This is a genomic window from Candidatus Binatia bacterium, from assembly GCA_035631035.1.
In the GTDB taxonomy this organism is placed as follows: Bacteria; Eisenbacteria; RBG-16-71-46; order SZUA-252; family SZUA-252; genus DASQJL01.
In genome coordinates this window covers 1-17,842 of the sequence record DASQJL010000033.1, presented here as the reverse complement: position 1 = coordinate 17,842, position 17,842 = coordinate 1, and the positions used below count along the sequence as shown (strand labels likewise).

Here is a 17,842-nt window from a genome sequence, read left to right as displayed (position 1 = left end):
TCCGCGCGATCGGCTTCCTGGACGTCGACGCGCCCGCGTTCCGGGAGGCGCAGGAGCGCGCGGGGTGGCTCCTCCTCCCCTCGTGCGCCGAGGCGCAATGCGGCGCCATCACGGTCGGGCTCTCGCTGGGGATCCCCTGCGTCGGAAGCGCGGCCTGCGACATCGACGACCCGGAGGTGATCCGCCTCCCCGGCACCGATCTCCCCACCCTCGGTGCGATGGTGGACGACCTGGCCCGGCGCGGCGCCGCCGAAGTCCGCGCGCGCTCCGAGGCCTCGCTCGCGCTGGCGCGGCGCGCCTACGCGCGCCGCGACTACGCCCGCTCCATCCGCGCCGCGCTGGACGCCGCGCTCGGGGACGCGTGAGCCGCGCCGCCATCGAATGCCGCCTGTGCGGCGGGCCGGCCGCGTATCGGTTCTCGAAGTCCGTCCTCGGACGATACGACGCGGGCTACTTCCAGTGCCCGCGCTGCGGGCTGACGCAGACGGAGGAGCCGGCCTGGCTGGAGGAGGCCTACGCGTCGCCGATCGCGGCGGCCGACACCGGGGTGCTCCAGCGGAACCTCGCGACGCGGCGGCTGGTCGCGACCTTCCTCCACCTGGCCGGCATCCGCGGCGAGGGTTGCCTCGACTACGCCGGCGGCTACGGACTCTTCACGCGGCTCATGCGCGACGCGGGGTTCTCGTTCACCTGGTGCGACCCGTACGCCACGAACCTCTTCGCGCGCGGGTTCGAATGGAGTCCCGGCCTCGGAGCGCCGCGGGTCGTGACCGCGTTCGAGGTGCTGGAGCACTGGACGCGCCCGCTCGAGGAGTTCCGCCGGATCGCGGCACTCGGCCCCGAGTGGATCGTCACCAGCACGGAGCTCCATCCCGGCGAATGTCCCGATCCGTCGTGGCCCTACCTGGTCCCCGAAACCGGCCAGCACGTCGCGTTCTACCGCCCCGGCACCCTGCGGCTCCTCGCACGCGAGGCCGGCTACCCCCACGCGCGGATCGGACCCGCTTACCAGGTGTTCGGACGTCGCGGGATCCCGGCGGCGGCGTGGTGGCTCGCGCGCCGCTTCGGCGGGGCGCTGGAGCCGGTGGTGCGCCGGCTCCGCCCCTCGCTCACGCTCGCCGACAGCGAGCGCCTGCGCGCCGCGGCGCGCGGCTCGAACCCGCCCTGATGCGGCCGGTCGTCTTCACGGGCGACATCTTTCGAATTCAGAGCCGGGGCGGCATCACCCGCTACTTCCGCGAGACGATCGCGCGCCTGTCGCGGCCGGTGGAGGTGCTCGCCGGCTGGCACCAGTCGCCGGCGCTCGGGACGCTGTCGGTGCCGGTGCGCGAGGCCGCCCTCCTGCCCCATCGAAGAGGGCTCACGCGGCCGCGGGCGCTCCTGAACGCGGCGTGGGACCGCGGCGCTCTTCGCGCCGCCGCGCGCCGCGGCGCCATCGTCCACCCCACGTATTACCGGGATCCGGAGTCCTTGCCGCGAAGCGGCCCCCTCGTCGCCACCGTCTGGGACATGACCCACGAGCGCTTCCCGGGGCTCTTCCGCCGGCGCTTCTGGCACGCCGCGGACCCCGCGCGCTGGAAGCGCGCCCTCTGCGCGCGCGCCGACCGGATCGTCTGCATCTCTGAGGCGACGCGGCGCGACCTCCTCGCCGCCGCCGACGTGCCTGAGGAAAAGATCCGCGTGATCCATGCCGGCGCCCCCGACTGGACGGGAGTGGCCGCGCGCCCGGTGCCCGCCGTTCCCCTCCCCTTCTTCCTCTGGGTCGGGGACCGGCACGGCTACAAGAATTTCCTTCCGGCGATGGAGGCGTGGGCTTCGAGCGCCGCGGGGCGCGCGACCGGGCTCCTCTGCGTCGGAGGCGGCCCGCTGAGCGCCGAGGAGCGCACGGCCGCCGCGCGGTGCGGCGCCCTGGAGCGCGTGCTTCAACGCCCGGCCGGCGACGAGGAGCTGCGATGGGCCTACGAGCACGCGTCCGGTCTCCTCTACCTGTCGCGCTCGGAGGGATTCGGCCTGCCGGTGCTGGAGGCGATGTCGCTGGGGTGCCCGATCGTGGGGTCGCCCGCGGCGGCGCTCCCCGAGGTCGTCGGCGCGCTCGCGATCCTGGCGGACCCCGAGGACCGGGACAGCATGGCCGCGGGGATCGAGCGCTGCCTCGAACAGGGGCGTACGCCGGACGGCGCGGCCGCGCTACGCGCCCGGGCGGCCCTGTTCACGTGGGACCGCTGCGCGCGCGAGCACGAACGGGTCTACGGCGAGCTGGACTGAGCCCCGGAGCGCGGCGTGCCGGAAACGGCGCGGCGAACGAGGCGCGCGGCCCGGAGCATCCCGACCGCGCCGAGCAGGCGCCGGACGGCGAGACGAGGAATCTCCACCGCGGCGGCGAAGAGGGCGAATTCCACCGCGGCCTGGGCCCCGAAGCGCTCGCGGACGATGCGGCCGCGCTCCCGGAGGAGCCGCAGGTACCGCCGCTCGCTCACGCCCCCCGCGCCCATCGAGGCGGCCACCTCCGGCACGAAGCGCTTCGTGATCTCCGGGCGCTGGAACACGCGGATCGCCCAGTCGTAGTCGGCCGCGATCGGGTAGCGGAGGTCGAAGCCGCCGGCCGTGTCGAACACGGAGCGGCGGCAGAAGATCATCTGGTGCCCGCACCGGTTCTGGAGGCGGAGCCGCCCGAGCGAGACCGGGCCGCCGACGATCTCCCGTGTGCGGAGCGCGTCGTCGCGCCATTCGAGCAGGCAGTGGACGAAGTCGGCCCCTTCGCCGCCGCCCACCGCGCGCGCGACCGCGTCGGGGCCGACGAAGCGGTCGTCGGCGTTCAGGAAGAAGAGATAGCTGTCGCGGCGCTCGACGCGCGCGACCGCGCGATTCATGGCGTCGTAGATCCCCCCGTCGGGAGCGCTCTCGAAGCGGAGGCGTCCCTCATACGCGCGGAGCAGGTCGAGGGTGCCGTCGGTCGAGGCGCCGTCCAGGACCAGGTACTCGAGCGGCCGGTGGGTCTGCGCGAGCACGCTCTCGATCGTGGCCGGAAGGGTCGCGCGCGCGTTTCGCACGACGGTGATCACGGTGACGTGGGGCGGCGCGCCCGGCGGGATCGGAAGACCGGTGTTCGGGGGAGGAGCGGCCACGGAGCCGCTAGACGGCGCTCGGGTCGCGGAACAGGCGCACCACCGTGAGCGCGAGGATCTTCAGGTCGAACGCCATCGACCAGTGCTCGATGTAGTAGAGGTCGTACTCGATCCGCCGCTCGAGCGGGGTGTCGCCGCGGAGCCCGTTCACCTGCGCCCAGCCGGTGATTCCCGCCTTCACGTGGTGGCGCAGCATGTAGCGGGGCACCGACGCGCGGAACTGGTGCACGAAGAGCGGCTGCTCGGGACGGGGCCCGACCAGGCTCATGTCCCCCACGAACACGTTCCAGAGCTGCGGCAGCTCGTCCAGCGAGAGCTTCCGCAGCACGGCGCCGGCGCGCGTGCGGCGCGGGTCGTCCTTCTTCGTCCACTGCGCGCCGTCCGATTCGGCCTCCGGCACCATCGTTCGGAACTTGAGCATCCGGAACCGGCGGCCGTTCAGCCCCACGCGGTCCTGCGCGAAGAAGACGGGGCCCCGGGAGTCCAGCTTGATCCAGGCCGCGATGGCGAGGAGCCCAGGCCACAGGACGAGGAGCCCGGCGCCCGCGAAGACGGCATCGAACGCGCGCTTCAGAACGCTGTTCCACCCCTGGTCGGGGCTCTCGGTGACCAGGACCACCGGCATGCCGTCGAAGTCCTCGACGCTGGCGTTCAGCGTGAACGCGCGCGCCAGGTCGGGAACCAGCCGGACCGCGGCCGTCGAATCGCTGAGCCGCTCCAGGGCGAGAAGCTCGGCCTCATGCTCCTCGCGCGCCAGCGCGAGGTAAACCAGCTGGGCTCCCGTCATCTCCACAAGCTCCGGCAGACGTTCGACGTCCCCGAGCACCGGAAGCCCGCCGACCTCGGCACTCCCCCCGGCGCGCGGCGCCGCGCTCACGAAACCGTGCACCTGGAACCCGTAGTCGCCGTGCTGCGCCATCTTGCGCGCCACGTGCGCCGCCATCGGCCCCGTTCCCACGATCAGCACGTGGCGCAGGTTGTGCCCCTGCCGCCGCAGCGCGCGGAGCGCGGAGCGCACGGCGACGCGCGAAAGGCAGAGCGTGAACGCCGCCAGCACCGCGAAGAGGAGGAGCACCGAGCGCGCGACCTCCCCCCGGAGGAAGTAGGAGCCGAGCGCGGCGAGCGCCGCAACGATCGCGATCGCCTGGAGCACCGCGAGCAGCTCCTGCGAGAGGCGGGCCGTGCGGGCGGAGCGGTAGAGGCGGAAGCTCCGGAGCACCAGCAGCGACACCGGCGTGAGCACGGCGCCCATCCAGAGGTAGGCGCGCAGCGGCGGGATCCCGAGCGGCGCGGCGAGCGGGAGCAGGTGGAAGCGGATCAAGTACGCCGCCACCCAGGAGGCGAAGATGAGCGCCGCGTCGAGGACGAAGACGCCGGTGACGAGGAGTTGGCGGTGGCGGGCGAGCATCAGGGTCGTTCGCTCCGGGGGTTCATGCCCATGGAATCAGCGGATGATACGTCCCGGCGCCGGTCCGGGCAATCTCGGGCCGAGCGTGGCGTAGCCGATTCCGTATCCGCCCTGGTTCCAGTCGGCGACGATCTCGTTCGCCGGGACGGAAGCCTTGAACTCACGCCAGAAATGGGGAACCCCGCCCACCGCGTCCTCCGGGCCCGGAACGATGTCGTGGAACGCGACGATCCCTCCCGCGCGAACCATCGGGGCGTACATCTCCGCGTCCCGCTTCACGCCCTCGTAGCGATGATCCCCGTCGATGAAGAGGAGGTCGATCGGCTCGCCGCCGAGAAGGGCCTCGACGCGCTCCGCCATCGCGGCCTCGTGGGAATCCCCGCGAAGGAGAATCACTTCCTGGCGCGCGCGCGCGAACGACCGGAACAATCCCGACTTCCAGGCAGGATAGCCGCCTCCGAATCGTCCGCCGGGAAGATCGACGCTGAGAAGGCGGGCGTCGGGAGCGGCAATCCGACTCAAGAGGAAGAGGGTGCCGCCGGTGGCGGTGCCGATCTCCAGAACGACCTTCGGCGCGCGGGCCGCCATCCGATCGAGAAAGGCCGCGATCTCGGATCGCACCTGGGCCGGAAGAATGCGAATTCGGGCAAAGTCGAACGAATAGGCCAGGTCGAGGGCCGCCTCCCGGTCCGCGCACGCCGCGGCCCGCGCCTGAAACGCGCGGATCGCGGCGGGGGCGAGGGCGGGGTGCAGGACCGCCTTCACGGTCCGGCGGGCTCTATGGAGCAGCGGGTGCAGCGCTGCCTCCCGCCCCGGAACCGTCCGCCCGGATCGACCAGAAGAGCCCCCACACGTAGCCGAAGACCGAGGCCGTCGTCACGTCGGCCAGCGAGTAGTTCGTGGTGAGGATGACCAGCACCTGCACCGTCACCGCGACCGCGGTGATCGCCGCCGCCCGCGCCGTCCAGGAGGTGTCCTCCCCCGCGACCCGAAGCGCCGCCCGGACCTGCCTCGCGATCAGATAGCCGAACGCGGCCAGTCCCAGCACGCCGAGCTTTAGCCAGAGGAGCAGGTAGTAGTTGTGGACGAACCACTGCTCCCGGAGCCTGTTCGTGATCGGCTCCCGCACGACGAACGCGTAGCCGAGGCCGCGGCCGATGACCGGCGCCTTCAACGCCGCGCCGATCGCCTTGTCGTATTCGGCGAGCCGGATCACGTTCGACATCGTCGCCCCGCCCACCTCGGTGGAGAAGGAGGAGCTGAATCGCCCCCCGACCGCGTCGAGCAGATTCCCGCTCCCGAAATAGACGATCGAAAGAGCGACCGTGATGGCGGCCACGCCGGCGAACGACGGAACGAGGAGGAGCCGGCGCGCGCGGACCTCCGGGTGGAAACGCCCCAGGCTCCGCCATCCGAGGATCGTGGCGGTCGCGAGCCCCGCGATCGCGCCGAACCAGTACCCGCGCGTGAAGGAGAAGAGGAGGTGCGCGAGCATCGGGATCATTCCGAGAAGGCAGAGCCAGCGGACGCGGCGGGTCGGCGCGAGGATCGCGGCCGTCCAGAGCATGACCGCGACGATGCCGGTCACGGTCGTGAAGTAGATCCCGCCCAGCCGATGCTGCTCGATCTGCAGCATGGTCAATCCGAACCCGGTGTGAACGAGCCCGATCGCGAAGAGCCCCGCCGCGGCGTAGAGCGCGTGCCGGCGCCCGTATGCCTGCATCATCGCGAAGGCCAGGAGCGGCCAGAGCGCCCCTTCCAGCTCGATCCCCAGGTTCTTGAGCGGGTTTCCGCTCACGAGCCCGACGACGACGCCCATGGCGCAGGCCGCCAGCCAGACGGCGATCCCCGGCAGCATCTCCCCGGGCGGACGCACCCACCCGGTCCAGGCGCCGCGCCAGTAGAGGAGCAACGCCGTCCACGCCACCCAGGCGCAGACGACGGTCATCTCCAGGGTCAGGATGCCGGTGGTGTAGTCCACGAACGAGCAGAGCAGGACCAGGACGAGGAACGCGGTGCGGATGTCGCGAAGCGACGCCACCACGAGCGCCGCCGCCACGATCAGCACGAGAAGGAGCGCCCAGTGGTTCGTGGCGAGGCCCGCGAGCAGCAGGGCCGGTGCGGCGAGCGCGGCCGCGATCAGGAGAACGCGCCCCCGCGTCCCCGGGAGTCTCGCGATTGTTGTCGTCATGCCCGGAATTGTACGGGTACGCTTCGCCGCGATGAACCCTTCTTCCGAGAAGCGGGACCGGGCCTCTCCGCCCTCCGTGACCGCCGTCGTCGTGAGCTATAACTCGGCCCGCGACCTTCCCGCGTGCCTGACTTCGCTGGAAGCCCAGCGCGGGGTTTCGCTCGAGGTCCACGTGGTGGATAACGCCTCCTCGGACGGAAGCGCCGAGCTGGTTCGGAGCGGCTTCCCCGGGGTACGCCTCACGGCCAATCCCACGAACGTCGGCTTCGCGCGCGCGAACAATCAGGTGCTCGGGACCGCGACGTCGGAGTTCTACGCGCTGGCCAATCCCGACACGGTCCTTCCGCCGGACGCGCTCGCGGCGTGCGTGGAGTATCTGCGCGCGAACCCCTCCTCGGGCGTGGCCGCCACGCGGCTCGTCACGCCGGACGGCGCGCTCCAGCCCTCCTGCCACTCCTTCCCCGGGCTCGCGAACCTCCTGGGGGAGGCGCTCGGACTCGATCGCCTCCTGCCATGGCTCCGGCCCCTCTCCTCGCTCCACATGCCCTGGTTCCGGCACGACCGGGTGCTGGCGGTGGACTGGATCCAGGGCGCGTTCCTGGTGATCCGCGCGGACGTCGTGCGCGCGGTCGGGCCCTTCGATCCCGAGTTCTTCATGTACGGCGAGGAGATGGATTGGTGCCGGCGGATTCGCGACACGGGCTGGTCGGTGATCTTCCTTCCGGACCCGCCGGTCGTGCACGCGGGGGGCGCGAGCAGCGATCCGGTCGCCGGCCCGATGTTCGTGGAGAATCTCAAGGGGCGGGTCCGTTTCATGAGGAAGCACCGCGGCGCGGCGGTCGCGGCGGCGGCGCGCGCGATCCTCGCGCTGTCGGTGGCCCTGCGCTTTCTCTGGAGTGAAGCCCGGATGCTCGCGCTCCGTCTCCTCGGCCGCGCTCCCCGGGCGCCGCTCCGCCGGAACCAGGAGCGATTCCGCAGCGCGTTCGGCTGGACGCTCGCAGGGATGCCGGTCGCCCCGCGGGAGCCGGAACGGCTGGAGCGGCGTTGTTTCTGAAGAAGAAGAGCGAGGCGGGATACAACGAGCGCCTCTTCTCCGGCGGGCTCCGCGGGCGGCTGCACCAGGCGCGCTTCCACTGGCTGAACGAGAGCCTGCGCCGGGTCCAGGCTCCCTGCTCGAGGGTCGTCGAGCTCGGCTGCTTTGACGGCCGGTCGATCGGCTACCTCCTGCGGAAGCCCGACCACTACCTCGGACTCGACGCGAACTGGGAGGGGGGACTGGACGCGGGCCGGCTGCGCTGGAAGGAGGATCCCACGGTCCGCTTCGAGCTCTGCTCGACTCCCGATACGCTGCGCCAGCACGTCGAGGGCGAGCGCTTCGACACGGTGCTCTGCCTCGAGACGCTGGAGCACCTGACGCCCGAAGTCGCCGCGGACTACGTCGCGGCGATCGCCGATGTGGCGACCGGGCACTTCCTCGTGACCGTGCCCAACGAGAAAGGACCGGTCTTTCTCACGAAATACGTCGTGAAGCGATGCTTCGGCGACTACATCCGCTACCGTCCGGTCGAGATCTGGGGTGCTTTGATCGGGAGGATGGACCTGGTGGAGCGGAACGATCACAAGGGATTCGACTACGACGACATCGTGCGGCTCGTCGGGAAGCACTTCGACGTCGTCGAAGTCTCGGGCTATCCGTTCCGCCGGCTCCCCCGCTGGATGAACTTCGGCGTGGGGATCGTCGCCCGGGCTCGCTAGCTCAGGAGCTGGAGCGCCCGGTCGGGGCTTACGCCGACCGACGCGCGCCGCACGCTCCACGCGATCCACGCGGTGGCCGCGAAGGCCGAGATCAGGAAGCCGAGCCCGATGAGAAGCCCGCGCCGGGGCCAGATCCTCCGATCCGGCGGGTCGGCGCGGTCGAGCACTTCCACGGTCGCAAGGTCGCGCGCCTCGTTGATGCGCGCCTCCTCGTACTGCGAGGAGAGGAGCGCGTAGACCTGCTCCTGGATCTTCATGGCCCGCACCAGGCGCGCCTGCTCCAGCCCGAGATCGGGCAGCTGCCCGATCAGGCGGTTGACCTCCGCGAGCTGCTGGCGCAGCCGCCGGACTTCCACGCTGCTGTCGGAGGCCGACTGGCGCGCCAGGCCGATCTGGATCTGGAGGTTCGCCTGGCTGGCGAACAGGCTCGCGGCGCTCTCCACCGAGGACATCTGGTCCGCCGAGAGCGCCACGGTGTGGTGCTGCTCGCCGTAGCGGCGCAGCGCCTCTTCCGCGGCCTCCATCGCGACGCGGGTCTCCTCGAGGCGCTTCTCCACGAAGAGCCGGGTCTGCCGCCCCTTGGTCATCCGGGTCTCGCGATTGAACCGGTCCAGCTCCTCCGCATAGGCGTTCGCGAGATCGGCGGCGCGCCTGGGATCGCGATCCTCCACGCGGACGACCACCGTGCCGCTCTCCCCCAGCTTGAACGAGGAGTGATCTTGAAGGATGCGGATCGCGGGATCCTTCCGCGGCACGTGGTAGACCTTCATGAGGTCGAAGCGCTGGACGAGGATCGAGGCGATGCGGCGGCTCTGGAGAATCGCCATCGTCACGTCCTCCGGTCCGGTCCGGGTGGGGATCCGGACTCCCGGCACGTTCAACCCCCGGACGATGGCCGAAACGCTGAAACCCGTGTCCTCTTCGGATGGAGGCAGGAGGACCGTCTCGGCTCGGTAGGTGGGCGGCCAGACGAAGGCCAGGACCGCGGCGAGAGCGGTCCCGACGACCACCGCGACCGCCGCGCGGCCCAGATAGGGCCTCGCGCTCGCGGCGTAATCGGAGGGCATCGGCTCGTGGGTCATCGAGGGAACGAGTCTACTCTCCCCGAAGCGCCCGCGCGATCAGCGAATCCTGGCGTAAGGCGATCCGCTCCAGGGACCAGCGCGCCTCCGCGAGCAGGCGCCCCTCGGCGGCCAGCCGGACGCGCTCGGCCGGACGGTGAAGCAGCGCCGCCACCGCGGCCCCGAGCGCCCGGGGTTCTTCGGCGCAGGCGTAATGCAGCTCGGGCTCCAGATCGAGTCCCTCCGCTGCGGCCGGGGTCGCCACCACCGGCACGCGCGCGGCCATCGCCTCGACGATCTTCACGCGGGCGCCGGCGCCCACCCAGAGGGGAACCACGACCACCGTGGCGCGCGACAGCTCCTCCTCCATCGACGGAACGTCGGCGGCGACCTCGGCTCCGGCGCGAGCCGCGGCACGGCGGAGCGCCGACGGTGGGGACTTCCCCGCGATCCGAAGACGCGCGCCCGGCGCGGCGGATCGAACCGCGGGCCAGCCCTCTTCCAGGAAGCGGATCGCGCCCTCCACGTTCGGCTCCCAGGAGAACGACCCGGGCAACAGCACGACAGGGCCGGCGGCGGGGCTCGGCTCGAGGAAGCGCGCGAGCTCCACGCCGATCGGCAGCGTCTCGACGCGCGCTTGCGGCGCGAGCGCGCGCAGAGCGGCGGTCTCCCCTTCCTGGATCGTGAGCACGAGCGCCGCCCTGGCGCAGAGCTCCCGTTCCGCGTCCCGAAGCCGCCGCGCCTGGAGCCGGGCGTAGAGCCCCGCGAGGCTCGGGCCGCGGGAGCGCGCGAGGCGCTCCATCCAGCGGTGCTCGAGGTTCTGCTGCCGGAGGATCATCGGGACGCCCCCGAGCGCCTCGTGGTAGGGAGCCAGGTGCAGGTGGTTCACCAGCGCGTACGAGGGCCGGTCGCGCGCCACCGCCTCGGCAACGGCGCGCGCGAACGCCGGGTCCTGGTATCGCGCGAGCGTGTAGGGCCATCGGCCCGCAAGCCCGCGCCACGCGGCGATCGGTGAAGGAGGCGGCCGGTGCGGCACGCGCACGATCCGCACGCAGAGCGCTTCGAGCTCGCCGGGGAGCGGATCCCCCACGCTCCCCGCGGAGACGAACGAGACCAGGGTGACGTCGTGGTTTCGCGACGCCGCCTTGAGGCTCTGCCAGAGGACGATCCGCCCTCCGTCGTCCAGCGGCCAGGGGAGGCGCGGCGTGAGGACGAGCGCCGCGGGCCGGCTCATGCGCCGACCGCGGGAGCGCGCACCGATGCCGGCCCCGGCGCGGCGGGTGCCCACATCGCCACCGCCATCGGGATCAGGAACGGATAGACGCTCCAGATCACCCGGCCGTCCGCGTACGCCGCGGTGAGCGAATACAGATAGAGCGCCGCCGCGAGCGCGGAGCCCGTGAGGAAGAACCGCAGATGTTCCGGGGAGAGCGCGCGCGCCGCGCGGCCGGTGGCGAGGGCGGCGACGGCCGCCGCACCCGGCAGCCCGATCGTCAGGACGAGGCTCAGCAGGGCGCGGGGCCGCGCGAGATTCTCGAGCAGGGCCACCGGGCTGGGCCGCCAGAGCCATCCCGGCTCCGGAAACGGGGCCAGCATCCGGATCCCCACGACGATCGCGACCGCGAGGAGCGCCAGCGGGGCCGCGCGCCCGAGCGCTTCCCCCCGCGTTCCGCGCGCCCAGGGTTCCACGCCGGGCAGCGCCGCCATGATCGCGTTCGTCTCCTTGATCAGCACGCCTACGACGAGCCAGATCGCGAACGAGAGCCTCCGCCCGCGGAGGGCCGCGAGCGCCATGCCCGTGAGCGCGAGCAGGGCCGCGGGATCCACGAAGCCGATGGCGCCGTAATAGAACGTGGGAAACGAAGCGGCGAACAGGAAGCATCCGAGGGTGCGCCCGCGCATTCCGTACCCGACGTGGAAGAGGAGCCGATCCAGGAGGACGAGCGTCAGGAGGAGGCAGGCGAGGTCGACCACGTCGATCGAGGTGAGGGGCCCCCAGGGCAGCGCCGAGGCGATGAGCGGAACGAGAGGTCGGTAGCAGTACGGCGGGATCATGCTGTCGGCCGGAGCCTGCCCGCGGAAGTAGGCCGTCAGGCGCACGTAGCCCGCCACGTCGAGCGGCAGCCCGTAGCGGGTCGCCGTCGCCCCCGCGGTCAGCCGTCGAACCGGACCCGGATCGCGCAGGTCGAACCGGATCAGCGCGAACCCCAGCAGGATCAGGACCAGGGCGGCCCAGCGGATCATTCCCAACGGCTCGCCGCGTAGCCCATGCCGATCAGCACGCAAAGGAAATCGACAAGCTCCTCGTCCCCGAGGTTCCACTCGAAGAGTCCCGCCACGAGGAAGGCCACGAGCGCCGCGAGCGCCGCAAGGCGGAGCGCGGAGCCCAGGGAGTGGGCGGGAAGCGCTTCCCGCCAGCGATGCCCCGCGGCGCGGAAGAGCCCGATCAGGAGCCAGGCGAGAGCGGCCAGCCCCACGACGCCCATCGTCGCGCCCACCTGCACCGCGATGTTGTGCAGGTGGCCGTGGTCTTCCATGGCGCGCGGGGACCGGTAGCGGCGGTAGATCTCGCTCAGGTCCTCCAGGCCGACGCCGGTCGCCGGATGATCGAGGAACATCCGGACCCCGGCTTCCCACATGTAGATCCGCTCGACGTTCCAGACGCTTTTCGTGTCGAAGGAGCTGAGCGCCCGCTCCCGGTAGTGCGGCGGCGCGAGCCAGAGCGCGACCGCCGCCGCGACCGCCACGAGGGGCAGGAGCCGGGCGCGCGTCCGCGCGAGGATGACGCACGCCGCGACCCCGGTCGCGATCCAGGCGCTCCGCGTATAGGAACCGATCAGCGCGGGAGTGAGCAGCGCCAGGAAGGCCGCCGCGCCGATCCGCCAGCGGCGGGAAGGGCCCTTGGCCACCAGTGCCATCGCGACCGTCGCGAGCAGCGTGGCCTGCCCCCCATAGGTCACCGGGTGTCCCACCAGTCCTTTCACGCGCGCCGGAAACACGCCGCCGTCGTGGACGAACCGGAAAAGGGCATAGAGCGTGGCCGGCGCGGCCGAGACCAGGAGGACGAGGAGCGCGCGCGCGGCGACTTTCGGATTCCGCGCGTGATAGGCGGCGAGCGCGACGATCGCGAAGAGGATTCCCTTCGTCACGCGCGGGAAGCTCCGCGCCGGTTCCAGCGCGAACGCCGACGCGATCGCGAGCGCGACGAGCCAGCCCAGGAGCGGCAGGTCGACCGGGGTTCGCTCCCAGCGCGCGCCTCCCGGGGACCACCAGGCCGCCAGCGTGAGCGCGGCACAGAGCACGACCGCGATCGAGATCGGCGCGATCGACCATGGAAGCGCCGCGGCGAGGAGAAGGAAGGAGAGCGTCGCGGCGCGGTCGAGCGCGGTGGCACGCCGCTCCGGTGTGATCGCGACGGACGGTGCGATGGCGGGCATGAGCCCGCATCGTGGCCTATGCCCCGACGGGGGTCAAGAGAGCGCCCGCCGCGCGGACCGCTGCCGCCCGCCCGCGCTTGACTCGATCCGGAGCATGGGGGAGACTCGGCTCCTTCCCATGGACGATTCCTCGACCAGCGATCCGCTCCCGGGGCTCCTTCTCGCGCCCTCCTCCCGTATCGTCGTGACCGGCGGGACGGGGTTTCTCGGCACGCATCTCATGGAGGCGCTGCGCGACCGGGGCTACGTGAACGCGGTGACGTTCGGATCCGCCGAGTACGACCTCACCCGCGAGGAAGAGGTCGCGGCGATGCTCGACGCGCTGGAACCCGAAGCCATCATCCACCTGGCCGCCGTCGTGGGCGGGATCGGCGCGAACCGGCGGTACCCCGGGACCTACTTCTACAAGAACCTCATGATGGGAGCGCTGCTCATGGAGCGCGCTCGGCTCGCCGGCGTGCGACGCTTCCTGTCCGTGGGCACGATCTGCTCCTATCCCAAGATCACGCCCGTGCCGTTCCGCGAGGAGAACCTCTGGAACGGCTACCCGGAAGAGACCAACGCGCCCTACGGCCTCGCGAAGAAGATGCTGCTCGTCCAGTCGCAGGCCTATCGCGCGGAGTTCGGCTTCGACGCGGTGAACCTCCTGGTGGTGAACCTGTACGGCCCCGGCGACAAGTTCGATCCCGAGACGTCCCACGTCATTCCGGCCCTGGTGCGGAAGTGCGTCGAGGCCGCGGACGCCGGACAGCGGGAGATCGAGATCTGGGGCACCGGAGGGGCCACGCGCGAGTTCCTGTACGTCGGAGACGCGGCCCAGGGAATGGTGTCCGCCCTCGAGCGCCTGCGCGGCAGCGAACCGGTGAACCTGGGCGCGGGCTCGGAGATCTCGATCCGCGATCTGGTGGATCGCGTCGCGGCGGCCTCGGGATTCACGGGACGGTTCCGCTTCGATCCCTCGAAGCCGGACGGGCAGCCTCGGCGCTGCCTCGACACCTCGCGTGCGGAGCAGCTCCTCGGCTGGCGCGCGACGACCCCGCTCGACGAGGGGCTCCGGCGCACCGTGGCGTGGTTCCGCGAACGCGTGCGCGATCCGATCGGGCGCGCCGCCGCCGCCCGTCCCTGAGCGCATCCCTTCCACGCTTCAGCGTCGTCGTGCCGACCCTGGGAAACGAATCCAGGCTCCTTCCCCTCCTCGAGGCCCTCGAGCGTCAGACCCTCGCCCCCGGGCTCCGCGAGTGGATCGTCGCGTTCGACGGCGTGGAGCCCTCGCCCCCGACTCGCGCCCGGCTCAACAAGGCGGGCGCCCGCGCCGTCCTGCTTCCAGAGCGGCGGGGCCCCGGCGCCGCTCGAAATGCCGGAGCGCGCGAGGCGCGCGCGGCCTGGCTCGCGTTCACGGAGGACGACTGCACCCCGGCGGCGGACTGGCTGGAGCGCGCGGCGGCCCGCATCGAGAACGAGCCGGACCTCGACGTGATCGAGGGGGACACGCTGCTCCCGGACGGCCGGCCCGCGCGGCGGCGGAAGGAGGGGGCGCCGGTCTGGCTTCCGACGAACCTGTTCGTACGGCGCGAGGCCTTCGAGCGCGCCGGCGGATACTCGGAGGCCTTCTTCGATCCACGCCGAGGCATCTACTTCCGCGAGGACTCCGACCTGGGGTTCACGCTGGCCGAAGCGGGCGCCCGGACCCGGATCGATCCCGCGATCCGCGTGGTCCATCCCCCGGAGCACTCGTCGTGGCTCGATCCCCTCCGCTGGGCGCGCCGCTACGAGATGGACCCCTTGCTCGAAGCGAGGCATCCGGAGGCGTTCCGGAGCCAGATCGAGGTGATCCGCTGGGGACCGATCTCGATCCGGCGCCCGTTCGTCCACGCCTGCGCCGTATACGTCACGGCCCTCCTCGCGGCGGCCGGAGCGGCGGTTCTGGGCGAGGCGGGCGTGGCGGCGTGGCTCTTCGCGCTCGCCGGGGCGCTCGCGCTCCTGATCTGGGGCAAGTGGCGCTGGGATCCGCGGAAGCTGCCCGCGGCGCTCCTGGTGCCCCCCGTGCTTCTCGCGTCGCTGTGGCGTGGCCGGGAGCGGGCCCGCGACTACTTGGTAGCCTCGCGCACGACGAGGTAGATGGTCGCCACCTGGGCGGCCGTGGTCAGAACGTCCCGCACGCTCGCCCACGTGCTGTGGTCCGGCCGGGTCGGGACCCAGACGACGTCCCCTTCTCGGAGAATTCCGGCTTCACTCGCGTCCATGCGGGCTCCGGTGGCCGCCCGCGTCACGCGGATCCGGCTCCTGTACGCGCGCGACGTGTATCCTCCCGCGTCCTCCACGTAGTCGGCGACGCGGCGCCCGGGCGCGTAGGGAACGAATCCGGGGGCGCGCACCTCCCCCTGCACGCCGACGAGTCCGATCCGCCGCGGCACGACGATGCGATCCCCGTCGTGGAGCACCGGATCGCCGAGGGCGCGCGCGGCTCCGGCCGAGAGGGCCAGCCGCTCCCGCGCGGTCACCGCGACGTAGTCGCGCTCGGCCGGAGTGAGCAGGTCCGGGTTACGCTCCGTGAGCCGGAGAAAGAGGGAATCGCTCGGCGCTCCGGCCGCGGTCCGCTCGATCCGGAGCCCCGCGCTGTCCGCGGACGCGGTGAACCCTCCCGCGGCGGCGAGCACGACGCTCAGGCGGTCGACTCCGGAACGGATCGGGTAGGGGCCCGGGCGGGCGACCTCTCCGACCAGCGTCACCTGGTCCCCCTCCTGCCAGCGCGGGCGCCCCGGCACGAAGAGCCGGTCCCCCTCGCGGAGCGGTTCGTCGGCCGGGCCCCCCGGCGCGGCGATCGCCTCGCTCAGGCGTAGCGGGGATCGCTCCGCTCCGCCTTCCGGATCGAATCGCTCGATCGTCGCGCCGGCGAGTGCGGCTCCAGGGAGGAGTCCCCCCGCCAGAGCGACGAGATCGCTCGCGCGATCGCCGGGGACATAGTCGTAGCGCCCCGGGTGGACCACCGCCCCTCCGATCCCGATCCTCGCTCGGGAGGGCGGCACGTAGATGACGTCGCTCTCGAAGACGAGGGGGTCGGCATCGAGCCGGCCACCCCGCGAGGAGAGCACGAGGTCGGCCCGCAGCGTGTCCGAGCCCCGGCGGATCTCGATGCCGCGGAGCGCGCCTCCGCCGGCGACTCCGCCCGCGGCCAGAACCGCCTCGGAGGCGCGCGCCGGCGCCTGGAGCGCAACACCCCCCGGCTGGCCCACCTCGCCTGTGACGTAGAGCCGGAAGCGCCGGGGACGATAGAGGCTGAAGCCGAAGCCGCGCCCGCGCACATAGGGGCGCATCCGCTCCCGCACCCGCGACTCCAGCTCCTCCAGGGTGAGCCCCGCCGCCGCGAGCGCTCCCACGTCGGGGAGCAGGATCGTTCCCGTCGGGCCGACGCGGACGATCCGGGGCTCGCCGAGATCGGAGTAGAGGAGCGCGAACTCGTCGCCCGGGCCGACGCGGTAGGTCGCCGGGTCGACGCGGCCCGCGATCGGCGGACTCAGGTCGGCGGCGGTCGAGGGCATGCCCGGCATGGCCGGCATTCCCGTCGCGGGAAAGGTCGCCGGGGCGGCTCGGACGACGCCGTGTACCCAAAGAGGCGCGAGGCCGAGCAGCAGCATCGCCGCGAGCCTGGCGGGCGCGGAATTCAGGATTCTCAGGGAGGAGGTCAAGGGGACGATGATGCCACGCTCAGCCTCCGCCGCGCCACGTCGAGCATGGCGAGCCACTCGCGCCGACGCACGACGATCGCCGCCCAGAGGACGAGGGCCAGTCCGCCCACCCCCACGCCGGCCAGGTTCTTCGGCGTCCAGGCGAGAAGCCCCAGGAGGAGCGCCAGGGAGGCGAGCAGCAGGCGCCGGTTGTCGGGCCCCAGCTTGAATCCCGTCGAGCGCCGCGCCAGCCAGTAGTGGAGCCCGGCGTGCGTCATGTGCGCCAGCACGTAGCCGATCACGACGCTCTTCAGCCCCACGCGGTCCACCAGGAGCACGAACGCGACGAGCAGCGTCACGCCGTAGACCACGTCGAACAGCACCCAGGGGCGAAGCCGGTTCCGCGGCACGAGCCAGATGCCGAACATCCAGGCCGCGGCGCGGAAATAGTCGCCCAGGAACTGGATCGGCAGGAGGTCGAGCGCGGGGAGAAAGCGGCCGCTGTAGAAGAGCGGCACCCAGATCGGCGCCCCGATGAGGATGGCCGCGCAGAACCCGGTGGTGAGGAGGAACGCGAGGCGCACGGCGCTCCGCATCACCGGGGGGACGTCGGCGTCGTTCGGGAGCGACGCGATCTCGGGCCACACGTTCGCCGTGATCGCGTTCAGGATCGTGGGCATGAGAAGCCCCGACACGCCGACGCAGACCTGGTAGATGCCGTTCGCCGGCAGCCCCAGCTTGCTGACCAGCATGGAGCGCAGGATGAGGAGCGTCAGCGTTGAGGAGAGTCCCACGAGGAGCGAGGAGATGCCGTACCGGAGGAGGGGACGCAGGAGTGGTTTCGCCGAGGCGGCCGCCGGGCCGGTTCCCGCGCCCGGGCCGGGCGGGCTCGGCGCCCTGGGCGCGCGCGGGGTGTGGGGCGCAAGCAGCCGTCCGCTCCACCACGCCCAGATCGCCGTGATCACCACGAGCTGCGCGACCGCTCCGGGAACGCCCCACAGGAACGCGAGCGGCACGATGGTGGCGATCTGCGCCACGGCGATCGCCACGTTGAGCCCGGCCATGGAGCGCACGGCCTGGTGCCCCTGGAGCATCGAGATGTTCACCGACGCGACGGCCGAGAGCGGGACCGAGGCCGCGCCGAGGAGAATGGCCCAGGTGAACGCCGAATCGCGGTAGATCCCCGCGGCGAGCCAGGGC

The 17,842-nt window shown here is 72.1% G+C and carries 17 protein-coding genes; 7 read left to right on the top strand and 10 right to left on the bottom strand.

The window, feature by feature from the left end:
* From VE326_03265 to VE326_03255, 3 genes are all read left to right on the top strand, one after another.
* Nucleotides 1-365, top strand: a 365-nt coding sequence (locus VE326_03265; protein ID HYJ32217.1) for a hypothetical protein, incomplete at its 5' end; no start/stop codon positions are given.
* Entirely contained in the window at nt 362-1,168 is an 807-nt protein-coding gene (locus VE326_03260) for a class I SAM-dependent methyltransferase (GenBank protein HYJ32216.1), read from the top strand. The genes VE326_03265 and VE326_03260, both read left to right, overlap by 4 nt.
* Entirely contained in the window at nt 1,168-2,265 is a 1,098-nt protein-coding gene (locus tag VE326_03255) for a glycosyltransferase family 1 protein (protein HYJ32215.1), read from the top strand. Before VE326_03260 ends, VE326_03255 begins: the two co-directional genes overlap by 1 nt.
* On the opposite strand, the gene VE326_03250 is transcribed toward VE326_03255, so the two are convergent.
* The 4 genes from VE326_03250 to VE326_03235 are packed head-to-tail and all read right to left on the bottom strand — an operon-like array spanning nt 2,247 to nt 6,724.
* The gene (locus VE326_03250) at nt 2,247-3,125 is read right to left on the bottom strand and encodes a glycosyltransferase family 2 protein (protein HYJ32214.1); all 879 of its coding nucleotides are present in this window, start codon (nt 3,123-3,125) and stop codon (nt 2,247-2,249) included. The two genes, VE326_03255 and VE326_03250, sit on opposite strands and share 19 nt — an antisense overlap.
* Nucleotides 3,126-3,132: 7 nt before the next feature.
* Nucleotides 3,133-4,533: an undecaprenyl-phosphate glucose phosphotransferase gene (locus VE326_03245; GenBank protein ID HYJ32213.1), complete on the bottom strand. Its 1,401-nt coding sequence runs from the start codon at nt 4,531-4,533 to the stop codon at nt 3,133-3,135.
* Nucleotides 4,534-4,569: 36 nt separating this feature from the next.
* A complete protein-coding gene (locus tag VE326_03240; GenBank protein HYJ32212.1) occupies nt 4,570-5,298 on the bottom strand; it encodes a class I SAM-dependent methyltransferase in 729 nt (242 codons plus the stop codon).
* Between the two features lie 13 nt (nt 5,299-5,311).
* Complete coding sequence (locus VE326_03235; GenBank protein ID HYJ32211.1) at nt 5,312-6,724, bottom strand: O-antigen ligase family protein; 1,413 nt, start codon at nt 6,722-6,724, stop codon at nt 5,312-5,314.
* Nucleotides 6,725-6,755: 31 nt separating this feature from the next.
* Here VE326_03235 and VE326_03230 point away from each other — a divergent pair, with 31 nt between their 5' ends.
* Together VE326_03230 and VE326_03225 are read left to right on the top strand one after the other, a co-directional pair.
* Nucleotides 6,756-7,778 (top strand): glycosyltransferase family 2 protein, encoded by a 1,023-nt coding sequence (locus VE326_03230; GenBank protein HYJ32210.1) that lies wholly within the window; start codon nt 6,756-6,758, stop codon nt 7,776-7,778.
* On the top strand, nt 7,769-8,479 hold the full coding sequence (locus tag VE326_03225) for a class I SAM-dependent methyltransferase (GenBank protein ID HYJ32209.1): 711 nt from the start codon (nt 7,769-7,771) through the stop codon (nt 8,477-8,479). Before VE326_03230 ends, VE326_03225 begins: the two co-directional genes overlap by 10 nt.
* Here the strand turns inward: VE326_03225 and VE326_03220 are convergent.
* Genes VE326_03220 through VE326_03205 form a run of 4 tightly spaced genes read right to left on the bottom strand, consistent with a single transcriptional unit; the run spans nt 8,476 to nt 12,977 of the window.
* Nucleotides 8,476-9,561: a GNVR domain-containing protein gene (locus VE326_03220; protein HYJ32208.1), complete on the bottom strand. Its 1,086-nt coding sequence runs from the start codon at nt 9,559-9,561 to the stop codon at nt 8,476-8,478. The genes VE326_03225 and VE326_03220 overlap by 4 nt on opposite strands.
* A 13-nt stretch (nt 9,562-9,574) precedes the next feature.
* On the bottom strand, nt 9,575-10,774 hold the full coding sequence (locus tag VE326_03215; GenBank protein HYJ32207.1) for a glycosyltransferase: 1,200 nt from the start codon (nt 10,772-10,774) through the stop codon (nt 9,575-9,577).
* Nucleotides 10,771-11,784 (bottom strand): hypothetical protein, encoded by a 1,014-nt coding sequence (locus VE326_03210; GenBank protein HYJ32206.1) that lies wholly within the window; start codon nt 11,782-11,784, stop codon nt 10,771-10,773. The genes VE326_03215 and VE326_03210 overlap by 4 nt, the downstream gene beginning before the upstream one ends.
* Entirely contained in the window at nt 11,781-12,977 is a 1,197-nt protein-coding gene (locus VE326_03205) for an O-antigen ligase family protein (GenBank protein ID HYJ32205.1), read from the bottom strand. Before VE326_03205 ends, VE326_03210 begins: the two co-directional genes overlap by 4 nt.
* A gap of 118 nt (nt 12,978-13,095) precedes the next feature.
* On the opposite strand from VE326_03205, the gene VE326_03200 reads away from it, so the two are divergent.
* Both VE326_03200 and VE326_03195 read left to right on the top strand, forming a co-directional pair.
* A complete protein-coding gene (locus tag VE326_03200) occupies nt 13,096-14,103 on the top strand; it encodes a GDP-L-fucose synthase (GenBank protein ID HYJ32204.1) in 1,008 nt (335 codons plus the stop codon).
* Between the two features lie 29 nt (nt 14,104-14,132).
* Nucleotides 14,133-15,095, top strand: coding sequence for a glycosyltransferase (locus tag VE326_03195; protein HYJ32203.1), 963 nt, complete (start codon nt 14,133-14,135; stop codon nt 15,093-15,095).
* On the opposite strand, the gene VE326_03190 is transcribed toward VE326_03195, so the two are convergent.
* Together VE326_03190 and VE326_03185 are read right to left on the bottom strand one after the other, a co-directional pair.
* Complete coding sequence (locus tag VE326_03190) at nt 15,065-16,663, bottom strand: SLBB domain-containing protein (GenBank protein ID HYJ32202.1); 1,599 nt, start codon at nt 16,661-16,663, stop codon at nt 15,065-15,067. The two genes, VE326_03195 and VE326_03190, sit on opposite strands and share 31 nt — an antisense overlap.
* Nucleotides 16,660-17,842: hypothetical protein (locus tag VE326_03185; protein ID HYJ32201.1), on the bottom strand; the 1,183-nt coding region annotated here is incomplete at its 5' end. The genes VE326_03185 and VE326_03190, both read right to left, overlap by 4 nt.